The 19,270-nt window shown below is 67.6% G+C and carries 19 protein-coding genes; 12 read left to right on the top strand and 7 right to left on the bottom strand.

The window, feature by feature from the left end:
• Positions 1-381 precede the first annotated feature (381 nt).
• Positions 382-1,860 (top strand): glyceraldehyde-3-phosphate dehydrogenase, encoded by a 1,479-nt coding sequence (locus tag RZ1_RS27745; RefSeq protein ID WP_072815973.1) that lies wholly within the window; start codon positions 382-384, stop codon positions 1,858-1,860.
• A 473-nt stretch (positions 1,861-2,333) separates the two neighbouring features.
• Here RZ1_RS27745 and RZ1_RS27740 read toward each other — a convergent pair whose 3' ends face one another.
• Both RZ1_RS27740 and RZ1_RS27735 read right to left on the bottom strand, forming a co-directional pair.
• Complete coding sequence (locus RZ1_RS27740; RefSeq protein ID WP_238072000.1) at positions 2,334-3,728, bottom strand: sensor histidine kinase; 1,395 nt, start codon at positions 3,726-3,728, stop codon at positions 2,334-2,336.
• Positions 3,725-4,405, bottom strand: a complete 681-nt coding sequence (locus RZ1_RS27735; protein ID WP_072815969.1) for a response regulator transcription factor — start codon at positions 4,403-4,405, stop codon at positions 3,725-3,727. The genes RZ1_RS27740 and RZ1_RS27735 overlap by 4 nt, the downstream gene beginning before the upstream one ends.
• Before the next feature lie 133 nt (positions 4,406-4,538).
• Here RZ1_RS27735 and RZ1_RS27730 point away from each other — a divergent pair, with 133 nt between their 5' ends.
• The 8 genes from RZ1_RS27730 to RZ1_RS27695 all read left to right on the top strand — a co-directional run bounded on the left by RZ1_RS27730 (position 4,539) and on the right by RZ1_RS27695 (position 11,955).
• Complete coding sequence (locus RZ1_RS27730; protein ID WP_139282034.1) at positions 4,539-4,829, top strand: hypothetical protein; 291 nt, start codon at positions 4,539-4,541, stop codon at positions 4,827-4,829.
• Positions 4,813-5,097: a hypothetical protein gene (locus RZ1_RS27725; RefSeq protein ID WP_072815966.1), complete on the top strand. Its 285-nt coding sequence runs from the start codon at positions 4,813-4,815 to the stop codon at positions 5,095-5,097. The genes RZ1_RS27730 and RZ1_RS27725 overlap by 17 nt, the downstream gene beginning before the upstream one ends.
• A 1-nt stretch (position 5,098) precedes the next feature.
• Positions 5,099-6,061 carry an FAD:protein FMN transferase gene (locus RZ1_RS27720; protein WP_244899405.1) on the top strand — a complete coding sequence of 321 codons (963 nt, stop codon included), beginning with the start codon at positions 5,099-5,101 and terminating at the stop codon, positions 6,059-6,061.
• Positions 6,058-7,551 (top strand): 2Fe-2S iron-sulfur cluster-binding protein, encoded by a 1,494-nt coding sequence (locus RZ1_RS27715; RefSeq protein ID WP_072815964.1) that lies wholly within the window; start codon positions 6,058-6,060, stop codon positions 7,549-7,551. Before RZ1_RS27720 ends, RZ1_RS27715 begins: the two co-directional genes overlap by 4 nt.
• 337 nt (positions 7,552-7,888) lie before the next feature.
• Positions 7,889-8,254: an ArsR/SmtB family transcription factor gene (locus RZ1_RS27710; RefSeq protein ID WP_072815962.1), complete on the top strand. Its 366-nt coding sequence runs from the start codon at positions 7,889-7,891 to the stop codon at positions 8,252-8,254.
• 364 nt (positions 8,255-8,618) lie between these two features.
• The gene (locus RZ1_RS27705) at positions 8,619-10,352 is read left to right on the top strand and encodes a SulP family inorganic anion transporter (RefSeq protein ID WP_072815960.1); all 1,734 of its coding nucleotides are present in this window, start codon (positions 8,619-8,621) and stop codon (positions 10,350-10,352) included.
• Positions 10,353-10,828: 476 nt separating this feature from the next.
• Entirely contained in the window at positions 10,829-11,278 is a 450-nt protein-coding gene (locus tag RZ1_RS27700) for an iron chaperone (protein WP_072815977.1), read from the top strand.
• Positions 11,279-11,343: 65 nt separating this feature from the next.
• Positions 11,344-11,955, top strand: coding sequence for a phosphoribosylanthranilate isomerase (locus tag RZ1_RS27695; protein WP_072815958.1), 612 nt, complete (start codon positions 11,344-11,346; stop codon positions 11,953-11,955).
• 98 nt (positions 11,956-12,053) lie between these two features.
• Here RZ1_RS27695 and RZ1_RS27690 read toward each other — a convergent pair whose 3' ends face one another.
• Together RZ1_RS27690 and RZ1_RS27685 are read right to left on the bottom strand one after the other, a co-directional pair.
• Positions 12,054-13,007 carry a DUF808 domain-containing protein gene (locus RZ1_RS27690; protein ID WP_072815957.1) on the bottom strand — a complete coding sequence of 318 codons (954 nt, stop codon included), beginning with the start codon at positions 13,005-13,007 and terminating at the stop codon, positions 12,054-12,056.
• Between the two features lie 145 nt (positions 13,008-13,152).
• A complete protein-coding gene (locus RZ1_RS27685) occupies positions 13,153-13,836 on the bottom strand; it encodes a TetR/AcrR family transcriptional regulator (protein WP_072815955.1) in 684 nt (227 codons plus the stop codon).
• Between the two features lie 148 nt (positions 13,837-13,984).
• Between RZ1_RS27685 and RZ1_RS27680 the strand changes: the two genes are divergently transcribed.
• Positions 13,985-15,211 (top strand): oxygenase MpaB family protein, encoded by a 1,227-nt coding sequence (locus RZ1_RS27680; protein ID WP_072815953.1) that lies wholly within the window; start codon positions 13,985-13,987, stop codon positions 15,209-15,211.
• Between the two features lie 77 nt (positions 15,212-15,288).
• Here RZ1_RS27680 and RZ1_RS27675 read toward each other — a convergent pair whose 3' ends face one another.
• From RZ1_RS27675 to RZ1_RS27665, 3 genes are all read right to left on the bottom strand, one after another.
• Positions 15,289-16,827: an acyl-CoA carboxylase subunit beta gene (locus RZ1_RS27675; protein WP_072815951.1), complete on the bottom strand. Its 1,539-nt coding sequence runs from the start codon at positions 16,825-16,827 to the stop codon at positions 15,289-15,291.
• A 95-nt stretch (positions 16,828-16,922) separates the two neighbouring features.
• Entirely contained in the window at positions 16,923-17,582 is a 660-nt protein-coding gene (locus RZ1_RS27670; RefSeq protein WP_238072001.1) for a maleylpyruvate isomerase family mycothiol-dependent enzyme, read from the bottom strand.
• 77 nt (positions 17,583-17,659) lie between these two features.
• Positions 17,660-18,163 carry a hypothetical protein gene (locus RZ1_RS27665; protein WP_072815975.1) on the bottom strand — a complete coding sequence of 168 codons (504 nt, stop codon included), beginning with the start codon at positions 18,161-18,163 and terminating at the stop codon, positions 17,660-17,662.
• Positions 18,164-18,345: 182 nt separating this feature from the next.
• On the opposite strand from RZ1_RS27665, the gene RZ1_RS27660 reads away from it, so the two are divergent.
• Together RZ1_RS27660 and RZ1_RS29805 are read left to right on the top strand one after the other, a co-directional pair.
• The gene (locus tag RZ1_RS27660) at positions 18,346-18,522 is read left to right on the top strand and encodes a hypothetical protein (RefSeq protein WP_238072002.1); all 177 of its coding nucleotides are present in this window, start codon (positions 18,346-18,348) and stop codon (positions 18,520-18,522) included.
• A gap of 80 nt (positions 18,523-18,602) precedes the next feature.
• Positions 18,603-19,270 (top strand): (2Fe-2S)-binding protein (locus RZ1_RS29805; protein WP_139282032.1); only part of this gene is annotated, 668 nt, incomplete at its 3' end.

The raw sequence follows: 19,270 nt of genomic DNA, 5'->3' as shown, positions 1-19,270 counted from the left end.
GCCGTCGAGTAGCTGCGGCGGACAAGCGCGTTCCAATTGTGGCTTCCACGCAGCCTCGGTGGACAGGCTTGCTTCTGTGCGCCGCACCCCCACTCACGAGTAGAAGCCTCCTCCTGCTTCTACTGATGGATGCGACGGCAGGTTGTCCGGGGCATCCTTCGCGTGAGGCGCCAGGTCCACGCCCGTGGGACGGTTCCGGCGACCGGCTTGTTGATCCGAGGGAGCGGTTCCATATGCTGAGTGTTGCGCACGTCCTATTCGGCGCCGGTCCGCGAACTGATCCACCGATCCAGAGGCGGACCGGCAAGTGGCGTGCGTCTCGTCCGGGCCGGCATCCACCCACCGGACGTGCCACACGAGCCGACAAGGCAGAGGAGCGCAGTGAGCACAGCGGAATTGGCACAGTGGAACTCCGAAGAGGCACTTGCGGAAGCAATGATCCCGATCATCGGCGGCCTGCACCGCAGGCATTCGGTGACCATTCTGCTGCACAGTCGCTCGCTGGTGAACAAGTCGGTCATCAAGATCCTGCGGACCCATCGCTTCGCCCGACAGATCCGTGGTGACGAGCTGTCCGTCGAGGAGACGTTCCCTTTCCTCGAGGCGCTGACCAACCTCGATCTGCGGCCCTCGAAGATCGACCTCGGCCTGTTGGTGACCGCCTACCACGCCCACGGTGGTGGAGCGCCGATCCCCGAGTTCGTCGCGGAGAGCCTCGTCGACCTGGTCGGTGGTGCCCAGACGAGCCCCGCGCAGCCCCAGGATGTCGTCCTCTACGGATTCGGGCGTATCGGTCGACTCGTGACGCGACTCCTCATCGAGAAGGCCGGTTCGGGTAACGGCCTGAACCTGCGTGCCGTGGTCGTCCGGAAGGGCGGTGAGGACGACCTGGTCAAGCGTGCGTCACTGTTGCGGCGCGACTCCGTCCACGGCCAGTTCGAAGGCACGATCAAGGTCGACCAGGAGAACAACACCCTCATCGCCAATGGCAACGTCATCAAGTTCATCTACAGCAACGATCCGACGAGTGTCGACTACACCGAGTACGGCATCGACAATGCGATCCTGATCGACAACACCGGAATCTGGCGTGACCGCGACGGGCTGTCGCAGCACCTCCGTCCGGGTGTGGCGAAGGTGGTGTTGACCGCGCCCGGAAAGGGTGACGTCCCCAACATCGTGCACGGCGTCAACCACCGCGACGTCGATCCGACCGAACGCATCGTGTCGTGCGCGTCCTGCACCACGAACGCCATCGTCCCGCCGCTGAAGACCATGGACGACGAGTTCGGCGTCGTGCGGGGCCACGTCGAGACTGTCCACTCGTTCACCAATGACCAGAACCTGCTGGACAACTTCCACAAGGCCGATCGGCGTGGCCGATCGGCGCCGTTCAACCTCGTTCTCACCGAGACGGGTGCGGCCTCCGCGATTGCGAAGGCACTTCCCGGCCTGAAGGCGAAGATCACCGGCAATTCGATCCGCGTGCCCACGCCGGACGTGTCCGTCGCGATCCTCAACCTTCAGCTCGGTCGCGACGCCACCAAAGACGAAGTGTTGGAGCACCTTCGCCAGGAATCGCTCACCGGAGCGTTGAGCCGGAATCTCGACTACACCGCGGCAACCGACGCCGTGTCGAGTGACTTCATCGGCTCGCGTGCGGCGTGCATCGTCGACGCGAACGCCGCGATCGTCGACGGCGACACCGCCATCCTGTACGTCTGGTACGACAACGAGTTCGGCTACTCATGCCAGGTAGTGCGTACCGTCCAGTACCTCTCGGGCGTGGAGTACCCGGTCTATCCCGTGACGGACGGCGCTGCCGTGGAGCCGGGCAGCTCGCCTGCCACTGCTCAATGACCTTGCCCCTGCGAGGGGTCGTCTGTGGGGTGGATGCCGTTGCAGCAGAGGTATGCTCGTCATCCAAACCCTCCTTGCGGTTCCACGTCCCGTGAACCAGGCCGGCGGTGTGTACCTGGGGTACGCGGTGATGACGATCGGTGCGTGACCGTCGGGCCATACGTCGGTCAACTTCACGGCCAGTCGGTGGTCTCAGCAGACGACGTCGAAACGTCTGCTCCTCGTGTACTTCGGAATCCGGGGAGGAACCCGCAGCCAAAGACGGCGCAACCGCCCGCCACGCCGATGACTCCGCGTGTGCTGCCGGGTGCCCGTGCAGCGCTTTCGGCGCGTGCGGCCAAGGCCTGGGAACCGTCGGATGGGAGCGGGCTCAACGGTTTCCGGAGCCGCGCCGACGAGAGCCGCATCACCGTGCAGAAACGTGCACGGCGCCGTGCTGCGCGGCATCGCCTGGCGTCTGCGGGATCGATGGCCTATCGCGGTGCTACGGCGCGGAATCGAACGTGGGCGTCGAGGCCACCGTTCGGGTAGCGGGGAAGCAGTTCGGCGGTGGCTCCGCTGGCGCGGGCGAGCTGGGCGACGATGGCCAACCCGAGGCCGCTGCCTTCGGTGTCGGTGCGGGCACGCCAGAACCGGTCGAAGGCCCGGATGCGGTCCTCGGCGGACAGGCCGGGGCCGTGGTCGAGCACGTGCAGATCCACGGCGTCGCCGGTGGCCTTGTCGACGGTGACCTCGACGGTGCTGCCGGGTGAGGACGCGGTCAGCGCATTGTCGAGCAGATTGTCGATGATCTGTTCGGCGGCGCCGGGCACGGCGAGCACGAGCGCCGCCGCAGGGGCCGTCACGGTGATTCGAGTCCCGGATTCGTCGGCGAGGGGTTCCCACTGCTCGACGCGGGCGCGGGCCACCTCGGCCAGATCGGTCTGCTGCGGTGCGGCGCCGGAATCGTCGGCACGGCTGAGCACCAGCAGCGCATCGACGAGCTGCTGCAGGCGCAGCACCTCGTCCTGCGCCGAGGCGAGCGTTCGACGGGCCGCCTCGGGATCGGCATCGATGAGGTCGGCGGCGCCGTCGAGGCGCAGCCGCAGCGCGGTCAACGGGGTACGCAACTGGTGCGACGCATCGCCGGCGAAGGCGCGCTGCTGTCGCAACAGGTATTCGAGACGGTCGGCCATCCGGTTGAACGACCTTGCCAGGCTGCGGATCTCCGGTGCGCCGGCACTCTCGGGTGTGCGGGCGCCGAGGTGCCCTTCGGCCAGATGTTCGGTGGTGCGGCGCAGCTGCTGCAGGCGGCGGGTCACCGTGCCGGCGATGAGGAAGGCCACGATGCCGGCCAAGATCACGGTGACGGCGGCGACGAGCCAGAGCGCGCGTAGTTGGCCGCGGACCTGATCGGTCACCACGTGGGCCGGGTATGTCAGCCGTACCGCGCCGACGACCTGTTCCCCGCTGAGCACGGGCACGGTCACGTAGAGCAGATCGGTGCCGAGACTGTCCGAACGGCGTTGGCCGGTGGTGATCTGTCCCGACAGGGCCGTACCGATTTCCGGACGGGAGCGGTAGGAGGAACCGGCGGTGGCCTGGTCGTCGTCGGAGGTGGCCACGGCGGTGCCGGAGGTGTCGACGATCACCACTCGGGCGCCGCTGCTTCGGTGGTAGCGCTGTGCGTCGGTGACCAGGGCCGGATCGGGCACGCCGGCCTCGAGCGCCTCTTCGCTGCGGCCGGCGAGTACGAACGCATCCCGTTCGAGGGCGGTGGTGATGCGTTCGCGTTCGGTTCGCATCAGATAGCTCCCGAGGGGAAGGTCCTGCACGATCACCACGGCCAGGGTGACCGCCATGAACGCGGCCATCAGTTGCCATCTCACGCGGGCACCGCGATCCGGAAGCCGACCCCGCGTACGGCCTCGATCCAGCCGGGATCACCGAGCTTCTTCCGGATGGCGGCCACATGGGCATCGAGGGTCTTGCTGGTGCCGTACCAGTTGGCGCCCCACACCTGATGCAAGATCTCCGAGCGCCGGTACACCGCCCCGGGGTCTTCGGTGAGATGGCAGAGTACGTCGAATTCCTTGGCGGTCAGGTGTATCTCCCGCTCTCCGAGGCGCACCCGCTGGGTCCGGCGATCGATGGTCAGCGTCCCGACCGTCTGGGTCCCTGTCCGTGCGTTCGGGGTGTCTCCGGAGTCGGCCACACGCCGGCCGACGGCGCGGATGCGGGCGACGAGCTCGCGCATGCCGAACGGTTTGACCACATAGTCGTCGGCTCCCATTTCGAGGGCCAGGACCCGGTCGATCTCGTCAGCGCGAGCGCTGAGCACGATGATCGGGATCTTCGATCCGGCACGAATGGTGCGGCAGACGTCGGTGCCGTCCATGTCCGGTAACCCCAGATCCAGCAGCACGAAATCCGGGCCGGTCCCGGACACCGCGGCCACAGCGGCGGCGCCGGTGGCCACCCGCCGGACCTCGAATCCGGCACGGATCAATCCGTCGCACACCCCGTCGGCAACGGAGTCGTCGTCTTCGACCACGAGAACCAGCACATGCGCATTATCGGCTCGTAACCCACAGGGTCGTCACCGGGCGCCGGGTCCGCGACGGACCCTGGATCGATCTTGGACGAATCTTGTATCTCCCTCGGGCCCTCCTTCACCGGAGCGTCCCTACGGTGGACCCATGAGATCGAAGACGGCCGTGATCGTGGCCGTGGTGTTCATCCTGGTGATCGGAGCGGCCGCCCTGGCCGTCAACACCCGGATCCTCAACGCCTCGTCCACCAGCGACATCGGACGCGCCGACCAAGTCCTGATCCCCGGCACTTTGCCCGCGGGGAGCGGAACATCGACGCAGCAGACATCCACGCCCCCCGCCACCGCGCCGACCGACGACGACGAGGAGGAGCCGGACGAGGAATCGGACGAGGAGCACTCCTTCCCACACAGGAGCGAGCATGAGCCCGACGACTGACCGGCACACACCGCAACTGTCACCGGCACTGCGCTCGAAGATCACCACCGCCATCCTGTCCGGCAGCGCTGTACTCGCCCTCGTCACCGGCATGGCCGTGCACACCGCGGACAACCCGCCTGTGCGAACGGCCGATCCGGTCGATTCCGACTCCGGTGCGCCCGGGACCTCCGCCGATCGCCGGGTCCCGGCGGCGGTACCCGCGCCGAGCGCGCCCCGAGGCGTGGTCCCCGCCCCGCAAGCGATCTCCCGCGGATCCGGAGGCTGAGGTGACAACGTCACCCGAGGTCGGAGCCTCCGAACACTGCGACCGCGGTCCATCCGAGGCGGGGATCGTGCGGCACGATCGCCGTCCCGCCATGGGTGGTACCGCAGCGATCACCGTGGTCGGCGGCCCATCCGGACTAGTCGACTGGTGTTTTGCGCGGCTGGCCGAACTCGAACGGGCGTGGAGTCGTTTCCTCGACACCAGCGATGTCTGGCGGCTGAACTGGGCACAAGGACGGCCGGTGCGGGTGCGGCCCGACACCGTGCGTCTGGTGACCGAGTTGGTCCGCGCGTGGGCGGTGACCGACGGCGCCTTCGACCCCACCACCCTGCCTCAGCTGGTCGCTGCCGGTTACGCCGGAAGCTGCACCGATCCGACCCGACGGACCACCTTGCCCGATACCGCCACCTGGCCGGGCGCGGTCTCCGAGATCGGCATCGCCGGCCTCGATGTCCGGCTTCCCCGGGGCACCACCCTCGATCCCGGGGGGCTCGGCAAAGGATTGGCCGCCGACATTCTCACCGAGTTCGCCCTCGACCACGGTGCCGAGGGGGTGCTCGCCGAGGTCGGAGGAGACCTCGTCGTCGCCGGCGCACCGCCCGACGATGATGCCTGGACCGTCGGTATCGAGGACCCCTTCACCGAAGGCGGGTTGCTGACCGTGGTGCGGTTGGCCGGCGGAGCCGTGGCCACCTCGAGCCGCTTGGTGCGCGTGTGGACCGGCAGCGAGGGTCCGGCCCACCACCTGATCGATCCGGCCACCGGTGTCAGTGCCTGCACCTCGACCGTGACGGCCACGGTCGTGGCCGGAAACGGGGTCCGCGCCGAAGCCTTGACCAAGCTCGCCTTCACTCCGGAACCCGACCGGTTGGTGCGCCGGGCCCCGCACCTCAGCGCCGCCGCCTTGGTGCTCACCGCCGATCGACAGCAACACCGATCCGTGAACTGGAGTGAGTTCGAATGAGCGACCCGCATCTGTGGTGGTATGTCACCCGTGCCAGCGCCCTGGTTGCGTGGGTGACGATGACCACCTCGGCAGTGTGGGGGGTGCTGCTGTCGACCCGCATTCTGCGGGCAGTCGACAATCCGGTGTGGCTGCACGAGATGCACCGCTGGCTCGGCGGCACGGCATTGATCATGACGGGCCTGCATCTGCTCTCGCTCGTGCTCGACACCTGGACCCGGTTCTCGGTCACCGATCTGCTCGTCCCGTTGGCCGCCGACTACCGGCCCTGGCCGACCGCCCTGGGCATCATGGCGTTCTACCTGCTGCTCGCCGTCTACGGATCCTCGCTGCTCCGCACCCGCCTGCCTCGGCGATGGTGGAAAGCACTGCACTACGGCAGCTACGGGGCTGTGGTGTTGGTGTCCTTCCACGCCGGATGGTCCGGCACCGACGTGGGAACCTGGGGTTACCGGCTCGTCGCCTTCGTCCTGCTGGTCTCGGCGACGGTGGCGGCCCTGATGCGCACCCTGTCCGGCCCCGGTCGGCCCGTCACCGAAGCGGCGACACCGCAACCACGTGCGATGCCCCGGTCGATGACCATAACTGCGGTGCACCCCCTGGCAGCCGACATCGTGGGACTCGACCTGGCGCCGCTGGACGGGACCACACTGCCGGTCTGGCAACCCGGCGCCCACCTGACAGTGCATCTGCCGAACGGACTGCAACGCCGGTATTCGTTGTGCGGTGACCCGGCCGAGCGCACCGGCTACCGCGTCGCGGTGCACCGGACGCCGCACTCGCGCGGGGGCAGCGCCTGGGTGCACGAGCACGCCTGCCCCGGCACTGTCGTGGGTGTGTCCGGCCCGGACAACCACTTCTGCCTCGAACCGGCCGGCGACTACCTCTTTCTCGCTGGAGGCATCGGCATCACCCCGATCAGGACGATGATCGAATCCCTGCCCGCGCACCGGTCGTGGCGGCTGATCTACATCGGGCGCAGCCGCAAGGCCATGGCCTTCTGCGATGAGCTCGAGCGGCGATGGCCCGAACAAGTCCTTGTCCTCGCCCGCGACGAGACCGGCACCCGCCCGGATCTGACCCGCATTCTCACCGGCACCACGGCCACGGTGTACTGCTGCGGCCCCGCATCGATGACCGAGGAGGTGACGACTCTCGTCCCTGCTGCGCGCCTGCACATCGAACGCTTCACCGCCGCACCGACCACGCCGGCTGCTCGGCCTCGCCCCTTCGAGGTCGTGTGCGCCCGCAGCGGTCGTCACGTGCGGGTGGCGGAGCACGAAACGCTACTCCACGCCCTCGAACATGCCCACGTCCCGGTCGTTGCATCCTGCCGCGAGGGGGTGTGCGGTGCGTGCGCGGTGCAAGTGATCACCGGACACGCCGAGCACCTCGACCAGGTCCCGCACACCCGTGAGCGAGACGAGCAGAACGTCATGTACCCCTGCGTGTCCCGCTCCCGCAGTCCCCTGCTGACCCTGGACCTGTAGCTGCATCCGGTGCACGTCAGATCCGACAAGTTGCCTTGCTGCCGCCGGCGGAGTGGATCGCCGGCAGTGTCGCGCAGGCCCTGATTGCGGGTGACGCCAGTGCGGCGCGAATAATCCGATATACCAATCGGTTTCGGCGTACTTCCGGCAGGGGGCCCGGGCTACGATCGGCATTCGAAGGGTTGCGAGACGTACTCCCGACTGCGAGGCCGAAGCGACCGCAACATCGGGGCAAGCAAATTGCTAAAATTCGCAAGTAGCGCCTTCTGTGTGGGATGATTCCCGAAGCGTGAGGGTGCACGACCGTGTTCCTGCGACGAAGACGACAGGAGGCGCCATGCCCACGAACTCGAGCCAACCGCTCTATCGGATGAAGGCGGACTTCTTCAAGACGCTGGGGCACCCGGCGCGTATCCGGGTCCTCGAGTTGCTGAGTGAGCGCGATCACGCCGTCTCCGAGATGCTCCCCGAGGTCGGGATCGAACCGGCGAACCTGTCCCAGCAGCTGTCGATCCTGCGTCGCGCCGGGCTGGTCACGGCGAGGCGGGAAGGCCTGTCGGTCTCCTATGCGCTGACCTCGCCGAAGATTGCGGATCTGTTGACGATCGCCAGGGGGATCCTCACGGGCGTCGTCGCGGGCCAGGCCGAGCTGCTCGCGGAGCAACCGGAGTCCGCAGCGTTGGTCGGCGAATCCGCCGGCTGACCGGCCGAGCCTCGGCCGGTGTATCCATCGCGCCGCTTCACGGGATCACCGCCGCCGTTTGAACTCCGGGGCCGAGAGCGGCAAGGGTACGCACCTGCCCTCGCCGACGGGGTCCGCACCCGCCGCAGTCGGCTACGCGAGGCCGCAGCCGGTTCCGAGGTCGCGGTGCGACAGCGCTGCGGGACTGCTTCCTCCCGCGCTCGACGCATGCATGCCGTTGGGGGCTCATATCCCCCGCCGTGTCGGCCCTGATGGCAAAGGCCCTGTCTGAGCCGTCACACATATCTACATTCCATCGTTGTTAGTTGCTAACATTAGCAACTAACAAGCTGAAGAAGTTCTCGGCATACTGAGGAAGCTGCACATGTCTGAACTGGGAGACCCGAACGGGCCCGCGAGCACGACCGGTAGCCGAGTCGCCGGCGCCGTTCGGTCGGTCGCCGAACTCATGCCCCGGTGGAGCGAGTGGAAACCCGCGCTCCGCGCACCCGGCGCCGATCTGCTCTCCGGCCTGATCGTCGCACTGGTCGCACTGCCGCTGGCGTTGGGTTTCGGTGTCAGCTCCGGCCTCGGCGCCGCCGCGGGCCTGGCGACAGCGGTCATCGCCGGAGCGGTCGCGGCCGTGTTCGGAGGTTCCCGCTTCCAGGTGTCCGGCCCCACCGGGGCGATGACAGTGGTCCTGGTGCCGATCGTGGCCCAGCACGGTCCGGCGGGTGTGCTCGCGGTCGGGCTGATCGCGGGCGTGGTCCTCGTCGGGTTGGCGTTCGCGGGTGTCGGCCGGGCCGTGCGATACATGCCCGCCCCCGTCATCGAGGGGTTCACCGCGGGCATCGCCGTCGTCATCGCGCTCCAGCAGGTCCCGGCCGCCCTGGGCATCTCCGGCGCCGAGGGCGAGAAGGTGTGGCAGTCCGCGTTCGATGCCGCCCGCAAGTTCGCAGAGGACCCGTCGATCCTGACACCGGCGATCGCACTGGTGGTCGCCGTGGCGATCCTCATCGGCGGACGCTTCTTCCCGAGGGTTCCGTTCTCCCTCGTCGCGGTCGCCGCCGCGACCGTCCTCGCGCAACTGTTCGGCCTCGACATCGCGCGCATCGGTGCCATTCCCTCCGGCCTTTCCGCGCCGACGCTGAGCTTCCTGGACCTGGGGAGTTTCACCTCCCTGATCGCGCCGGCCCTCGCCGTGGCAGCCTTGGCGGCACTCGAGTCGCTCCTGTCGGCGACCGCTGCCGATTCGATGGCGGTCGGCGCCCGCCACAACCCCGACCGGGAACTGCTCGGGCAGGGCCTGGCGAACATCGCCGCGCCGCTGTTCGGCGGCGTCCCGGCGACCGGCGCGATCGCCCGGACCGCGGTCAACGTCCGCTCCGGTGCCCGCACCCGGCTCGCGGCGCTGACCCACGCACTCATCCTCGCCGCAATCGTGTACCTGGCCGCCGGTCTCGTCGCCGAGATCCCTCTCGCCGCCCTCGCCGGAGTGCTCCTGGCCACCACCGTCCGGATGGTCGAAACCGCCTCCATCCTCGCCATCGCCCGAGCCACCCGCGCCGACACCATCGTGATGATCGCAACGTTCCTCGTCACCGTGGTCTTCGACCTGGTCACCGCGGTCGCAGTCGGCGTCGGATTCGCCGCGATCCTCGCGCTGCGGGCGGTCGCCAGGTCGGCGCGGATCGAGCAGGTTCCTCTCGAGCGTGACGATCACCTGGCGGAAGAACACGACCTCTTGCGCGAGAACATCGTCGCCTACCGCATCGAGGGTGCGTTGTTCTTCGCAGCGGCGCACCGATTCCTCCTCGAACTCGCCGAGGTCTCGGACGTGAAGGTGGTGATCCTGCGCATGTCCCGAGTGACCGCTCTCGACGCCACGGGCGCCATCGTCCTCAAGGACGCTATCGCCAAACTCGAACACCGCCACATCACCGTGCTGATCTCCGGCATCAAGCCCGAACACATGCGCCCACTCGACGCTGTCGGCGTGTTCACCACCACGGACAACGAGGAACGGCACATCTTCGAGACGACCCCACGCGCGATCAGCTACGCGCGGATGCTTGTCCTTCCCGACAGCCGCTACGCCGCCACCAGCCCGGAGGACTGACCGGTATTTCGGCTACCTCGTCGGCCTGGGAACGGTCCCAGGGGTCGAGCGCCCGCATGCCATCGCCGACGGTGACGTCGTTCCCGATCCCGCTGGACCGCAGGCGATGTCGGTCTCGACGAGTGGCCGCTCGATCTGCAGCCGATCCGGTCGGTAACGATCGTCGACAGGGCGAACGTCGCGTGGTGTGACACCGGAAGATTGGTGAATAGTTCTGCCGGGCAGGGTTTTTGGGAGCCATGCAGGGACGGTGACCGAGTTCGTCGAAGAGATGGTCCGGACCGCCGTGCCGCCCGATCGGACTACTACGGCCCATGTGACCGGCGACAGGCGACGGGTCGACCGCGACCGGGGTCCGTGAAGACCGACCCCGAAATGACGTGTGTACGGCGTCGCGCAATCTATCGTGTGCTGGTGTCGCAGTGCGCGACACACCGGCACTTCCGCATTCGGGAACTCTCGAGGGGATGGAACTGATGGCGACGAACACCGGTGACGAGACGAGCTTCACCGACGCCGAGCGCGCCGCGATGAAGCAGCGTGCCGCGGAACTCCGCGAGCAGGGCCGGAGCGGCAAGGGGGCAGCGAAACGGGAGCGCGAGGCGCAGGCGTGTCTCGACGCGATCGCCGCGCTGACCGGCACCGACAAGCAGATCGCTGAGCGTCTCCACGCGGTCGTGACGGAGGAGGCGCCCCACCTCGACCCGAAGACCTGGTACGGCTTCCCTTCCTACGCGCGCGACGGCAAGGTCGTCGTCTTCTATCAACCCGCTTCGAAGTTCGACACCCGCTACGGCTCGATCGGTTTCAACGAGGACGCGTTCCTCGACGACGGATCGTTCTGGGCCACGGCGTTCGCGGTGCTCGAGGTGACCGACGAGATCGAGCAGCGGCTACGGGAACTCGTGCGTAAAGCCGCGGGATGAGCGGAGCGGTGCTGCGCGGACCTTCCCCTATCCTCGACTGAGCGCGCGGAGACGAAAGGTATGCGGTGACGTTCATCAAGATGTGTGGGTTGCGCGACGAGGCGACGGTGGATCTGGCCGTCGAACTCGGTGTCGACGCAGTCGGATTCGTCTTCGCGGAGAGCCCGCGTCGGGTGTCCGTGGAGCAGGCGGCCCGGCTGCGGTCGAGGGTTCCCGCGGGCATCCTGGCGGTCGGGGTGTACGTGCGGATGCCTCTCGACGAGGTTGTCGCGACCGCGGAAGCGGCGAATGTCGATCACGTTCAGGTGCACGACCTGCGTTCGGGGGACGATGTGCGGGTGTTGCACGACGCCGGGCTGACGGTGATCCGTGCCGTGAACACCGGCGGCGCCGAGGCACTCACCGAGGACTTCGGCGCCGATCTCCTGTTGGTCGACGGTGCGGTCGCCGGTGCCGGCGTCACGTGGGACTGGCAGGATCGCAGCGCCCTGCCGCCGGGCCGGTGGATTCTCGCCGGCGGGCTGAACCCGGACAACGTGGCCCGTGCGGTCAGGACCTCGGGTGCGTGGGGTGTGGATGTGTCCAGCGGCATCGAAGCGAGCCGCGGCGTCAAGGACCCGAATCTGATGAGGGCCTTCGCGGACGCGGTGCGCGGGGACAGCGCAGCAGAGGCGTAGCGATCGCAACCGGGATCCGCCGAGCGAAGAGACAGCCGCGCGCGACCGGCGGCTGCGCGCGGCTGTCTACCACCCGAGCGGGTGCATAGCGGCCCGGCTCAGTGCTCGGCTGTGTGCTTCTTCCGCTTCGGAATCAGGTGCGCGATCAGCACGACGATCGCGCCGAGCACGAGGCCGACGAGAGCCGACGCCACCGTCCCCGAGGTCCACGACAGGACACCACCGAACCCGCCGTCCACGAGTTCCCCGAACCAATGCTCGAGGTCGTGCAGGCGATCGGCCGGCCAATGGAACCCGGCCTCGCCGACGTTGACGATCAGGATGTGGCCACCCACCCACAGCATCGCGGCGATCCCGACGGTTGTCAGCACCGACATCACCTTGGGCATCGCGGCGACGAGACCGCGGCCGACCTTCCGGCTGAACTTGGACTCGCGCCCGGCCAGTGCCAGGCCCACGTCGTCCATCTTCACGATCAGCGCGACCACGCCGTACACCAGGGCAGTGATGAGGATCGCGACGACGACGAGCACCAGCAACCGAGTGAGGAACGGTTCGTCCTCGACCGAGGACAGGGAGATCACCATGATCTCCGCGGACAGGATCAGGTCGGTGCGGATCGCGCCGCTGATCATCGACTTCTCGAACTCCGGGCCCTTCTGGGCCGCGGTGTTGTCCTCGTCGTCGTGGTGTCCGCCGGTGAGCGCTTCGTAGACCTTCTCGGCCCCTTCGAAGCACAGGAACAGACCGCCGGCGATGAGCAGATAGGGCAGTGCCTGCGGCAGGAACTGGCTGAGGATCATCGCGACCGGCAGGATGATCAGGAGTTTGTTGCGGATCGATCCGATCGCGATCTTGCGGATGATCGGCAGCTCACGGTCGGGGGTGAACCCGTGCACGTAGCGTGGGGTGACGGCGGTGTCGTCGACGACCACGCCCGCCGCCTTCACGCTGGCCTTGCCGGCAGCAGCGCCGACGTCGTCGATGGATGCTGCCGCTGCTTTCGCGAGTACCGCGACATCGTCCAGCAGGGCTACGAGACCACCAGCCACGGGAACCTCCCCTATTTCGGCTGTGCCGAGCCGAGCGCGACACACGGTTGCGAGTCGACTCGAACGGTACCGAATCCGCGGCGTCGCGCACCAACGAGCCGTGGTCAGCCGATCCGGACCACCGTGGTCCGCGGAGAAACGACAATCATTGCGCGTCGGGTTCGGGGAACTGCAACATCGGTACCAGGAACCGGCGGGCGATCGCGGTCAGTTCGGCGTCGTCGTCGAGATCGACGATGCGACTCGGGAAGGCGAGGAACGAGCCGGTGATCCGGACCATCATCTCCGCGACCAGGTCGACGTCGAGTCCCACGGCGACGTTACCGGACGCCTGTTCGCGCCGGAGCTGACCGGCAACGAATGTCTGTACTGCCGAGAGCATTTCGCCGTTGGTGCCGATGATCGAGCCGGCGAACGAGGTGGGGTCGGTTTCGATCAGCCCGGCGACCAGCGGGTTGGTGCGGATCGTCCGCAGCGAGCTCACGAAGCCGAGGGTCACGCGGTCGGCGACGGTGGGGGCGCCGGCGACCTCTTCGATGAACCGGGTGAAGTACCGGCTGAACTCCCGGAGGATCACCTGCTCGACGAGGGCTTCCTTGGTATCGAACTTGCGGTAGATCGTGATGCGGGAGAAGTTGGCACGCTTCGCGACGTCGTCCATGGTGGACCGCTGGATGCCCATCCGGCAGAACTGGTCGTAGGCCGCGTCGAGCAGGCGGGTTCGTGTCGCGTCGGGGTCGTCGGTCTGCTCGACGGCGTCGTTGTAGGCGCGTTCGAGCAGCGACGTCGATCTACACAATCCGGACCGGCCAGACGACCTGGGTTCCACGACTACCTCCTGTGTTCGCTCCGTGTCCAGGGTGACGCTTCGGAACGGATTCTGTGAATCTTCCGTGAGGATCGTGGCGATGTGCTCTGATGTTACATAGTAACCGTTGCTGTTACATTGCAACATCGAGCCCATGAGGGGGCGGCTCATGCCAGAGCTGAGCAGGCGGAATGTGTTGAAGGCCGGAGGGGCGCTCGCGGCGCTCGGGGCCGTCGCTGCGGCGTCCCCGGCGCAGGCTCGTCCGTGGAGATGGTCGCCGGCCGGGTCGATTCCCGGAGCCGGCAGCGGAGCAGATCCGCGTCAGGTGTGGGACACGGAGGCCGACGCGCTGGTCGCGTCGCTCTTCGAGCGCGGCGAGGTCGAACGCGCCAACGGTCTGTTGCGCGAGTGGAAGAAGAACGGGCAGCCACTTCCCGCGGGGCTGCCCCCGGACCTGCACGACTTCCTGGAGCGTCACCGGCAGCTTCCGGCGTGGGCGGACACGCAGAAGCTCGAGACCGCGGTGAGATTCAACGAAAAACGGGGACTGTATCTCGGTGTCCTCTACGGGTTCGCGAGCGGCATGATGAGCACCGTCATCCCGAAGGAAGCGGTCGCCGTCTACTACTCCAAGGGCGGCGCCGACATGAAGCGCCGGATCTCGCGAACGGCAAAACTCGGTTACGACATCGGTTCGCGCAACGCCTATCGGCCCGACGGCGAGATGATCGTGACGGGTTTGCAGACGCGGCTCGCACACGCCGGGGTACGGCACCTACTGCCGCAGTCGTCGCACTGGACGGGCGCGGCGCCGGAGGACCGTCCCATCAGCCAGCACGACATCATGGTCACCTGGCACAGCCTGCCCACCTCGGTGATGCGGGTGCTGCGGGCGTGGAAGGTGCCGATCGCCGCGGACGAGAGCGAGGGGTTCCTGCATTCGTGGCAGGTCAGCGCCCACATGCTCGGTGTCGAGGATCAGTACATTCCGGCGACCTGGGCCGACGCCGAATCGCAGGCCACCCAGGTGCTCGATCCGATCCTGGCGCCGACGCCGGAGGGACTCAGGCTCGCCGACATGCTCCTCGATCTCGGTAAGGGGCTGGACTTCACGCTCCTGAGCCGTCCGATCCTGGGGGCGCTCACACGATTCGTCCTCGGCGACAAGGTCGCCGACTGGCTCAATATCCCCCGCGAACCGGTGTGGGGCACCTTGCTGAACGTCGGGTGGGGTCCGTTCATTGCGGTGCGGGAGGGGCTTCTGCCGCTGCCGCTCGCTCCGGAAGCGTACTGGACCTTCGACGAACTGCTGCGTCAGTTCGTGTTGCTGTACATGTCGGAGCTGAAGACGATCAGCATCGAGATTCCGACGTTCAACAATCCGAACTACCCCTGATGGGCGGCTTCGCCGCGGGTGTGTCCTTCGGGCTGCCCTGACCGGCTGCCCTGACCGCCCCAGGGGGCACACGACTGCTACCAGGTGTCGACAGCGGCACCGCTGCCGGGGATATCCCCGTCGGCGGCGGCCGCGTTCACCAGATGCGCTATGAGGGCGCGTGTTTCGGCTGGATCGATGACGTCGTCGATCTCGAAGTGTCGGGCCGCGTTGAGGCCGGTCGAGTTGGCTCGCAGCATCTCGGTCAACTGCCGGACCCGTTCCTCGCGTTCGTCGTCGTTCTCGATCGCCTCGAGTTCGGTCCGCATCGACAGCCTCACCGCGCCTTCGAGTCCCATGGCGGCCATCGTCGCTCCGGGCCACGCGACCGTCATCAGTGGCGAATGCGTGCTCCCGGCCAGCATGGCCTGTGCTCCGAGACCGTAAGCGCGTCTAAGGATTACGCCGATGAACGGGACCTGGATGCGGGCGGCGGCGACCAGCAAGCGCGATGCGTGGCGCACCAGCCCGGTCCGTTCGGCGTCCGGACCGACCATGATCCCCGGGGTGTCGACGAGCGAGATCACCGGGAACCCGTATGCGTCGCACAACTGCAGGAACCGTGCCGCCTTGTCGCCGCCGTCGGAGGTGATCGCCCCGGCCGTGTAACGGGAGTCGTTCGCCAGAATCCCGACCGTGCGGCCTTCGATCCGTCCCAGGGCGGTGCACAACTCCGGTGCGAAGCCGGGTCGCAGCACGGTGACGGACTCCTCGTCGCACAGAGTCTCGACGACGGGTACCACATCGAAGGCTGTGCGTTCGTGCCCGGGCACGAGGTGACGGAGGACGGATTGATCTGCGGCGGACCATGCTTCGGATCTTCCGAGGAAGTAGCCGAGGAGATGGCAGGCCATTTCCGCGGCATCCTCGGAATCCTCCACCGCGACGTCGACGACCCCGTTCTCGATCATCACGTCGAGCGGCCCGATGTCCGCAGCGGCAACGTCGCCGAGCCCGCCGCCGGAGATCATCGACGGGCCACCCATGCCCAGCGACGCACGCGGCGTCGCGACGATGAGGTCGGCGCAGCCCGCGATGACGGCGTTCCCGGCGAAGCAGTTGTCGTCGACGACGGCGATCCGCGGTACTCGTCCCGACAGGGCCGCCCACTCGGCGAATGTCGTCACGTCGAGGGCGGACACCAACGGCAGATCCGTGTCGCCCGGGCGCCCGCCGCCGCCGGACGCGACGAACACCGTGGGCAGGCGGAGCCGGCCGATCACGTCGAGCAGGCGGTCGGTCTTGCGATGCCCGCGCATGCCCTGGGTGCCGGCCATGACGAGGTAGTCGTAGGACAGCACCGCGCAGGGGCGCCCGTCGATCGTGGCCACTCCTCCGACGATGCCGTCCGCGACCGTCCGGTCGAGCAGTTCGTCCATGTTGCGGCGAGCTTCCTGGGCCGCGGTGACGAAGCGGCCGTACTCGACGAAGCTGCCCGGGTCGACGATGCGGGCGACGTGTTCGCGGGCGGACGTCCCGCCACGTGCGTGCAGTTTCTCGACGGCATCGGGTCTCGCGGAGTCCTCGGTGAGGGCACGGCGGGCGAGAACGTCCAGGAGGTCGGCGCGGATCGTCATGCGGACACAATAGAAACAGATGTGTCGGCTGCCCACACCGGAGCTCGTCCAGCGGCAGACCCGGACCGGTCAGGTGTATCGGAAACGGTCGGTGATCAGCATGATTCCGGGTCTCGACCCGATCCGGGTGCCGTGGGAGCCGCTCCGGCTCGTCCGATTCGCGACCGCAGCTCGTGGACGCCGGCGCCGTCCAGTTCGTCCAGCACGGCGTCCCGGCCCACCATCGCCAGCGCGAGTGCTTCGCCGGTACCTCGGACCACCGGACCGTCGCCGCGCTCCCACGCCATGTCGGTGGCTACGAGCCGCAGCCCCCGGATGTGACGGGAGGGGCGGGCGAACGGATCCGGATGGTCGAGGACCATGCGGAGGCGCTCGGCGTCGACGACCCGGGGCAGTCCCAGGGGGCGGCGGATGTCCTGCTGGTGCACAACATGATCGGCAAGGGTCAGCTGCGGAAAGAAGCGGAGGAACCAGCTGCCCGAGACCGACGTTGCCAGCCCGTCGACGAGGCGGTCGGCGGGGACGTCGCGGGCTGCCTCGACGTAGTGCCGGTTGAGCCGAGCGACGGACGGATTCCGCAGCCCGGCCAGGAGATAGCGGTGCATCGGCACCGCGTCGATCGACAGGTGGCCGACGACGTCCCGCACGGACCACCCCTGACAGAGCGACGGCGCGGCCCACTGTTCCGGTGTCAGCGAACGGAGCAGGTCCACGAGCTCGGCACGCTCGGCGATAATGTGCTCACGAGTGTTCACAGATCCATCACACCGCATGCGCGTGCCGGTCGCGTCCGTGTGTATGACACTTCACAGCGGTCGGGACACCCGAATCGTCAGCTCTTCCTACTGTCCTTCTTCGCCTGCCGGCGTGCGCCGGCCGCGATGCTCGACGCCTCGTACTTCTTGCGGCCGGACGAATCTCGCGTCGAATCGACACGCGCCCTACCCACGGACTTCACCTTGCCGCCGCCCGCACCGCCGGCGGAGATCGGAGAGTCGTTCCGTGCCAACGCCAGTCGCTCCTGCTTGAGTGCTTCGGCCGACTTGCGGGCCACCGCGCCGAGCGGCCGGCTCACCCGGGCCAGCGCCTCTTCGAACACCTCGACCTTGGCGGCGTTGCGTTGATTCGCCGACCGTCCCGTCGCCCGCGACTTCTTCTTGTCGACCTTCTCGGCGCCCGTCCGGCGGTACAGCTTCACGTACTTGTTGCGGGCCCGGCGGATCCGGCTGTGCAGGTCGATGAGGGCGTCCTCGTCGAGATCCGCCATCTGCGCTTTCTTGGTTTCCCGAACCAGAACGAATTCGTCCTCGGACAGCGAGTTCTCCAGCTTGCTCATGCCGACTCCGATCACCTCGGAAGATTGGATGGATGCCAGCATCGTATCCCGCAGTCGCACAGCCTCGGACGCACTTGCGCATGTGTGTATCTGCAGGTTACTGCCCCGAACGAAGCTCGGCGGGCTACCGTGTCGGAAGGTCGCACCACACATCCGAACCTGCGAGAGGCAGCGAGATGGAGATGGACGAACAGTTGCACGAGCTGGCGTGGCAGCTCAGTGAGGCCGGGCACGACTGGGTCGCGGTGGCCGATGAGCTCGGTTGTGACGCGACGCTCGCGCAGGCCATGGCCGAGCGATACCGCGACAACACCGATGCGCGCGCCCAGGAAACCCAGTTCCGTCTCTTCGACGTGTGACGCTCGTTCGAGGCGGTCCCCGTCCTCGTCGGTTCCGGGAATTGGGACAATGGTGTCCGACATCGACGCGGAGATCGGACATGCCTGACCTGGACGCAACCACGACACTCGACCGGCTCACCACCTACGGCCCGTATTTCACGGTGGGTACCGGTTCGGTGCCCGACGGGAACTGGCAGCCGACGGCGACGCTGCGCGAGCGCGCCGTGCGGGACGATCTCGTCGCGGCCACCGCCGAGCGGATGGGCGTCGCCGAAGCGCGTGTCGCCGCGTCGACGCTGTTCTTCGGATATGCCGCGCGGCTCTGGTCGGTTGCGGTCGGCTCGATTGTCGTCGCAGGCCGCTGCGTGAACCTCGATATCGAGGAACTGTTGTGGCGCAGCGAGTCCGGCGCACTGCATCTGCACCTGGAGCACCCGCGTTTCGGTGGACCGGCCGATGCGGAAGTTCTCGACGGTCAGCTCGCGCCCGTGATTGCCGCGTGGCGCGACACCGTCGCGCCGGGACTGCTGTGGGGCAACACCGCATCGGCGCTGTGCGGGGCGGGCGAGGTGCTCGGGTCGGATGCCGATGTGGTCGTCGCCGCGCTGTTCCGCGATGTTCGGCTGAGTGACACGCTGGATCCGGCGTCGGGGCGACGCCGCAGTTGCTGCCTCTTCTACCGCACCGGATCGGGCGGAGTATGTGGCGATTGTCCTTTTCCCACTGCGCCTCTCGTGCAGAAACATTCCGGACCCGAGCTTCGAAG

The sequence above is a fragment of the Rhodococcus zopfii NBRC 100606 = JCM 9919 genome (genome assembly GCF_001895025.1).
In the GTDB taxonomy this organism is placed as follows: Bacteria; Actinomycetota; Actinomycetes; order Mycobacteriales; family Mycobacteriaceae; genus Rhodococcus; species Rhodococcus zopfii.
This window is presented reverse-complemented; position numbering and strand designations above follow the sequence as displayed.

What these genes read in the sequence shown, in the direction of transcription:
- RZ1_RS27700 (WP_072815977.1), top strand. Translation starts at nt 10,829, where the DNA reads ATGGCGACGAACACCGGTGACGAGACGAGCTTCACCGACGCCGAGCGC.
- RZ1_RS27705 (WP_072815960.1), top strand. Translation starts at nt 8,619, where the DNA reads ATGTCTGAACTGGGAGACCCGAACGGGCCCGCGAGCACGACCGGTAGC.
- RZ1_RS27665 (WP_072815975.1), bottom strand. Translation starts at nt 18,163, where the DNA reads ATGAGCAAGCTGGAGAACTCGCTGTCCGAGGACGAATTCGTTCTGGTT.
- RZ1_RS27725 (WP_072815966.1), top strand. Translation starts at nt 4,813, where the DNA reads ATGAGCCCGACGACTGACCGGCACACACCGCAACTGTCACCGGCACTG.
- RZ1_RS27680 (WP_072815953.1), top strand. Translation starts at nt 13,985, where the DNA reads ATGCCAGAGCTGAGCAGGCGGAATGTGTTGAAGGCCGGAGGGGCGCTC.
- RZ1_RS27710 (WP_072815962.1), top strand. Translation starts at nt 7,889, where the DNA reads ATGCCCACGAACTCGAGCCAACCGCTCTATCGGATGAAGGCGGACTTC.
- RZ1_RS27715 (WP_072815964.1), top strand. Translation starts at nt 6,058, where the DNA reads ATGAGCGACCCGCATCTGTGGTGGTATGTCACCCGTGCCAGCGCCCTG.
- RZ1_RS27675 (WP_072815951.1), bottom strand. Translation starts at nt 16,827, where the DNA reads ATGACGATCCGCGCCGACCTCCTGGACGTTCTCGCCCGCCGTGCCCTC.
- RZ1_RS27730 (WP_139282034.1), top strand. Translation starts at nt 4,539, where the DNA reads ATGAGATCGAAGACGGCCGTGATCGTGGCCGTGGTGTTCATCCTGGTG.
- RZ1_RS27660 (WP_238072002.1), top strand. Translation starts at nt 18,346, where the DNA reads ATGGACGAACAGTTGCACGAGCTGGCGTGGCAGCTCAGTGAGGCCGGG.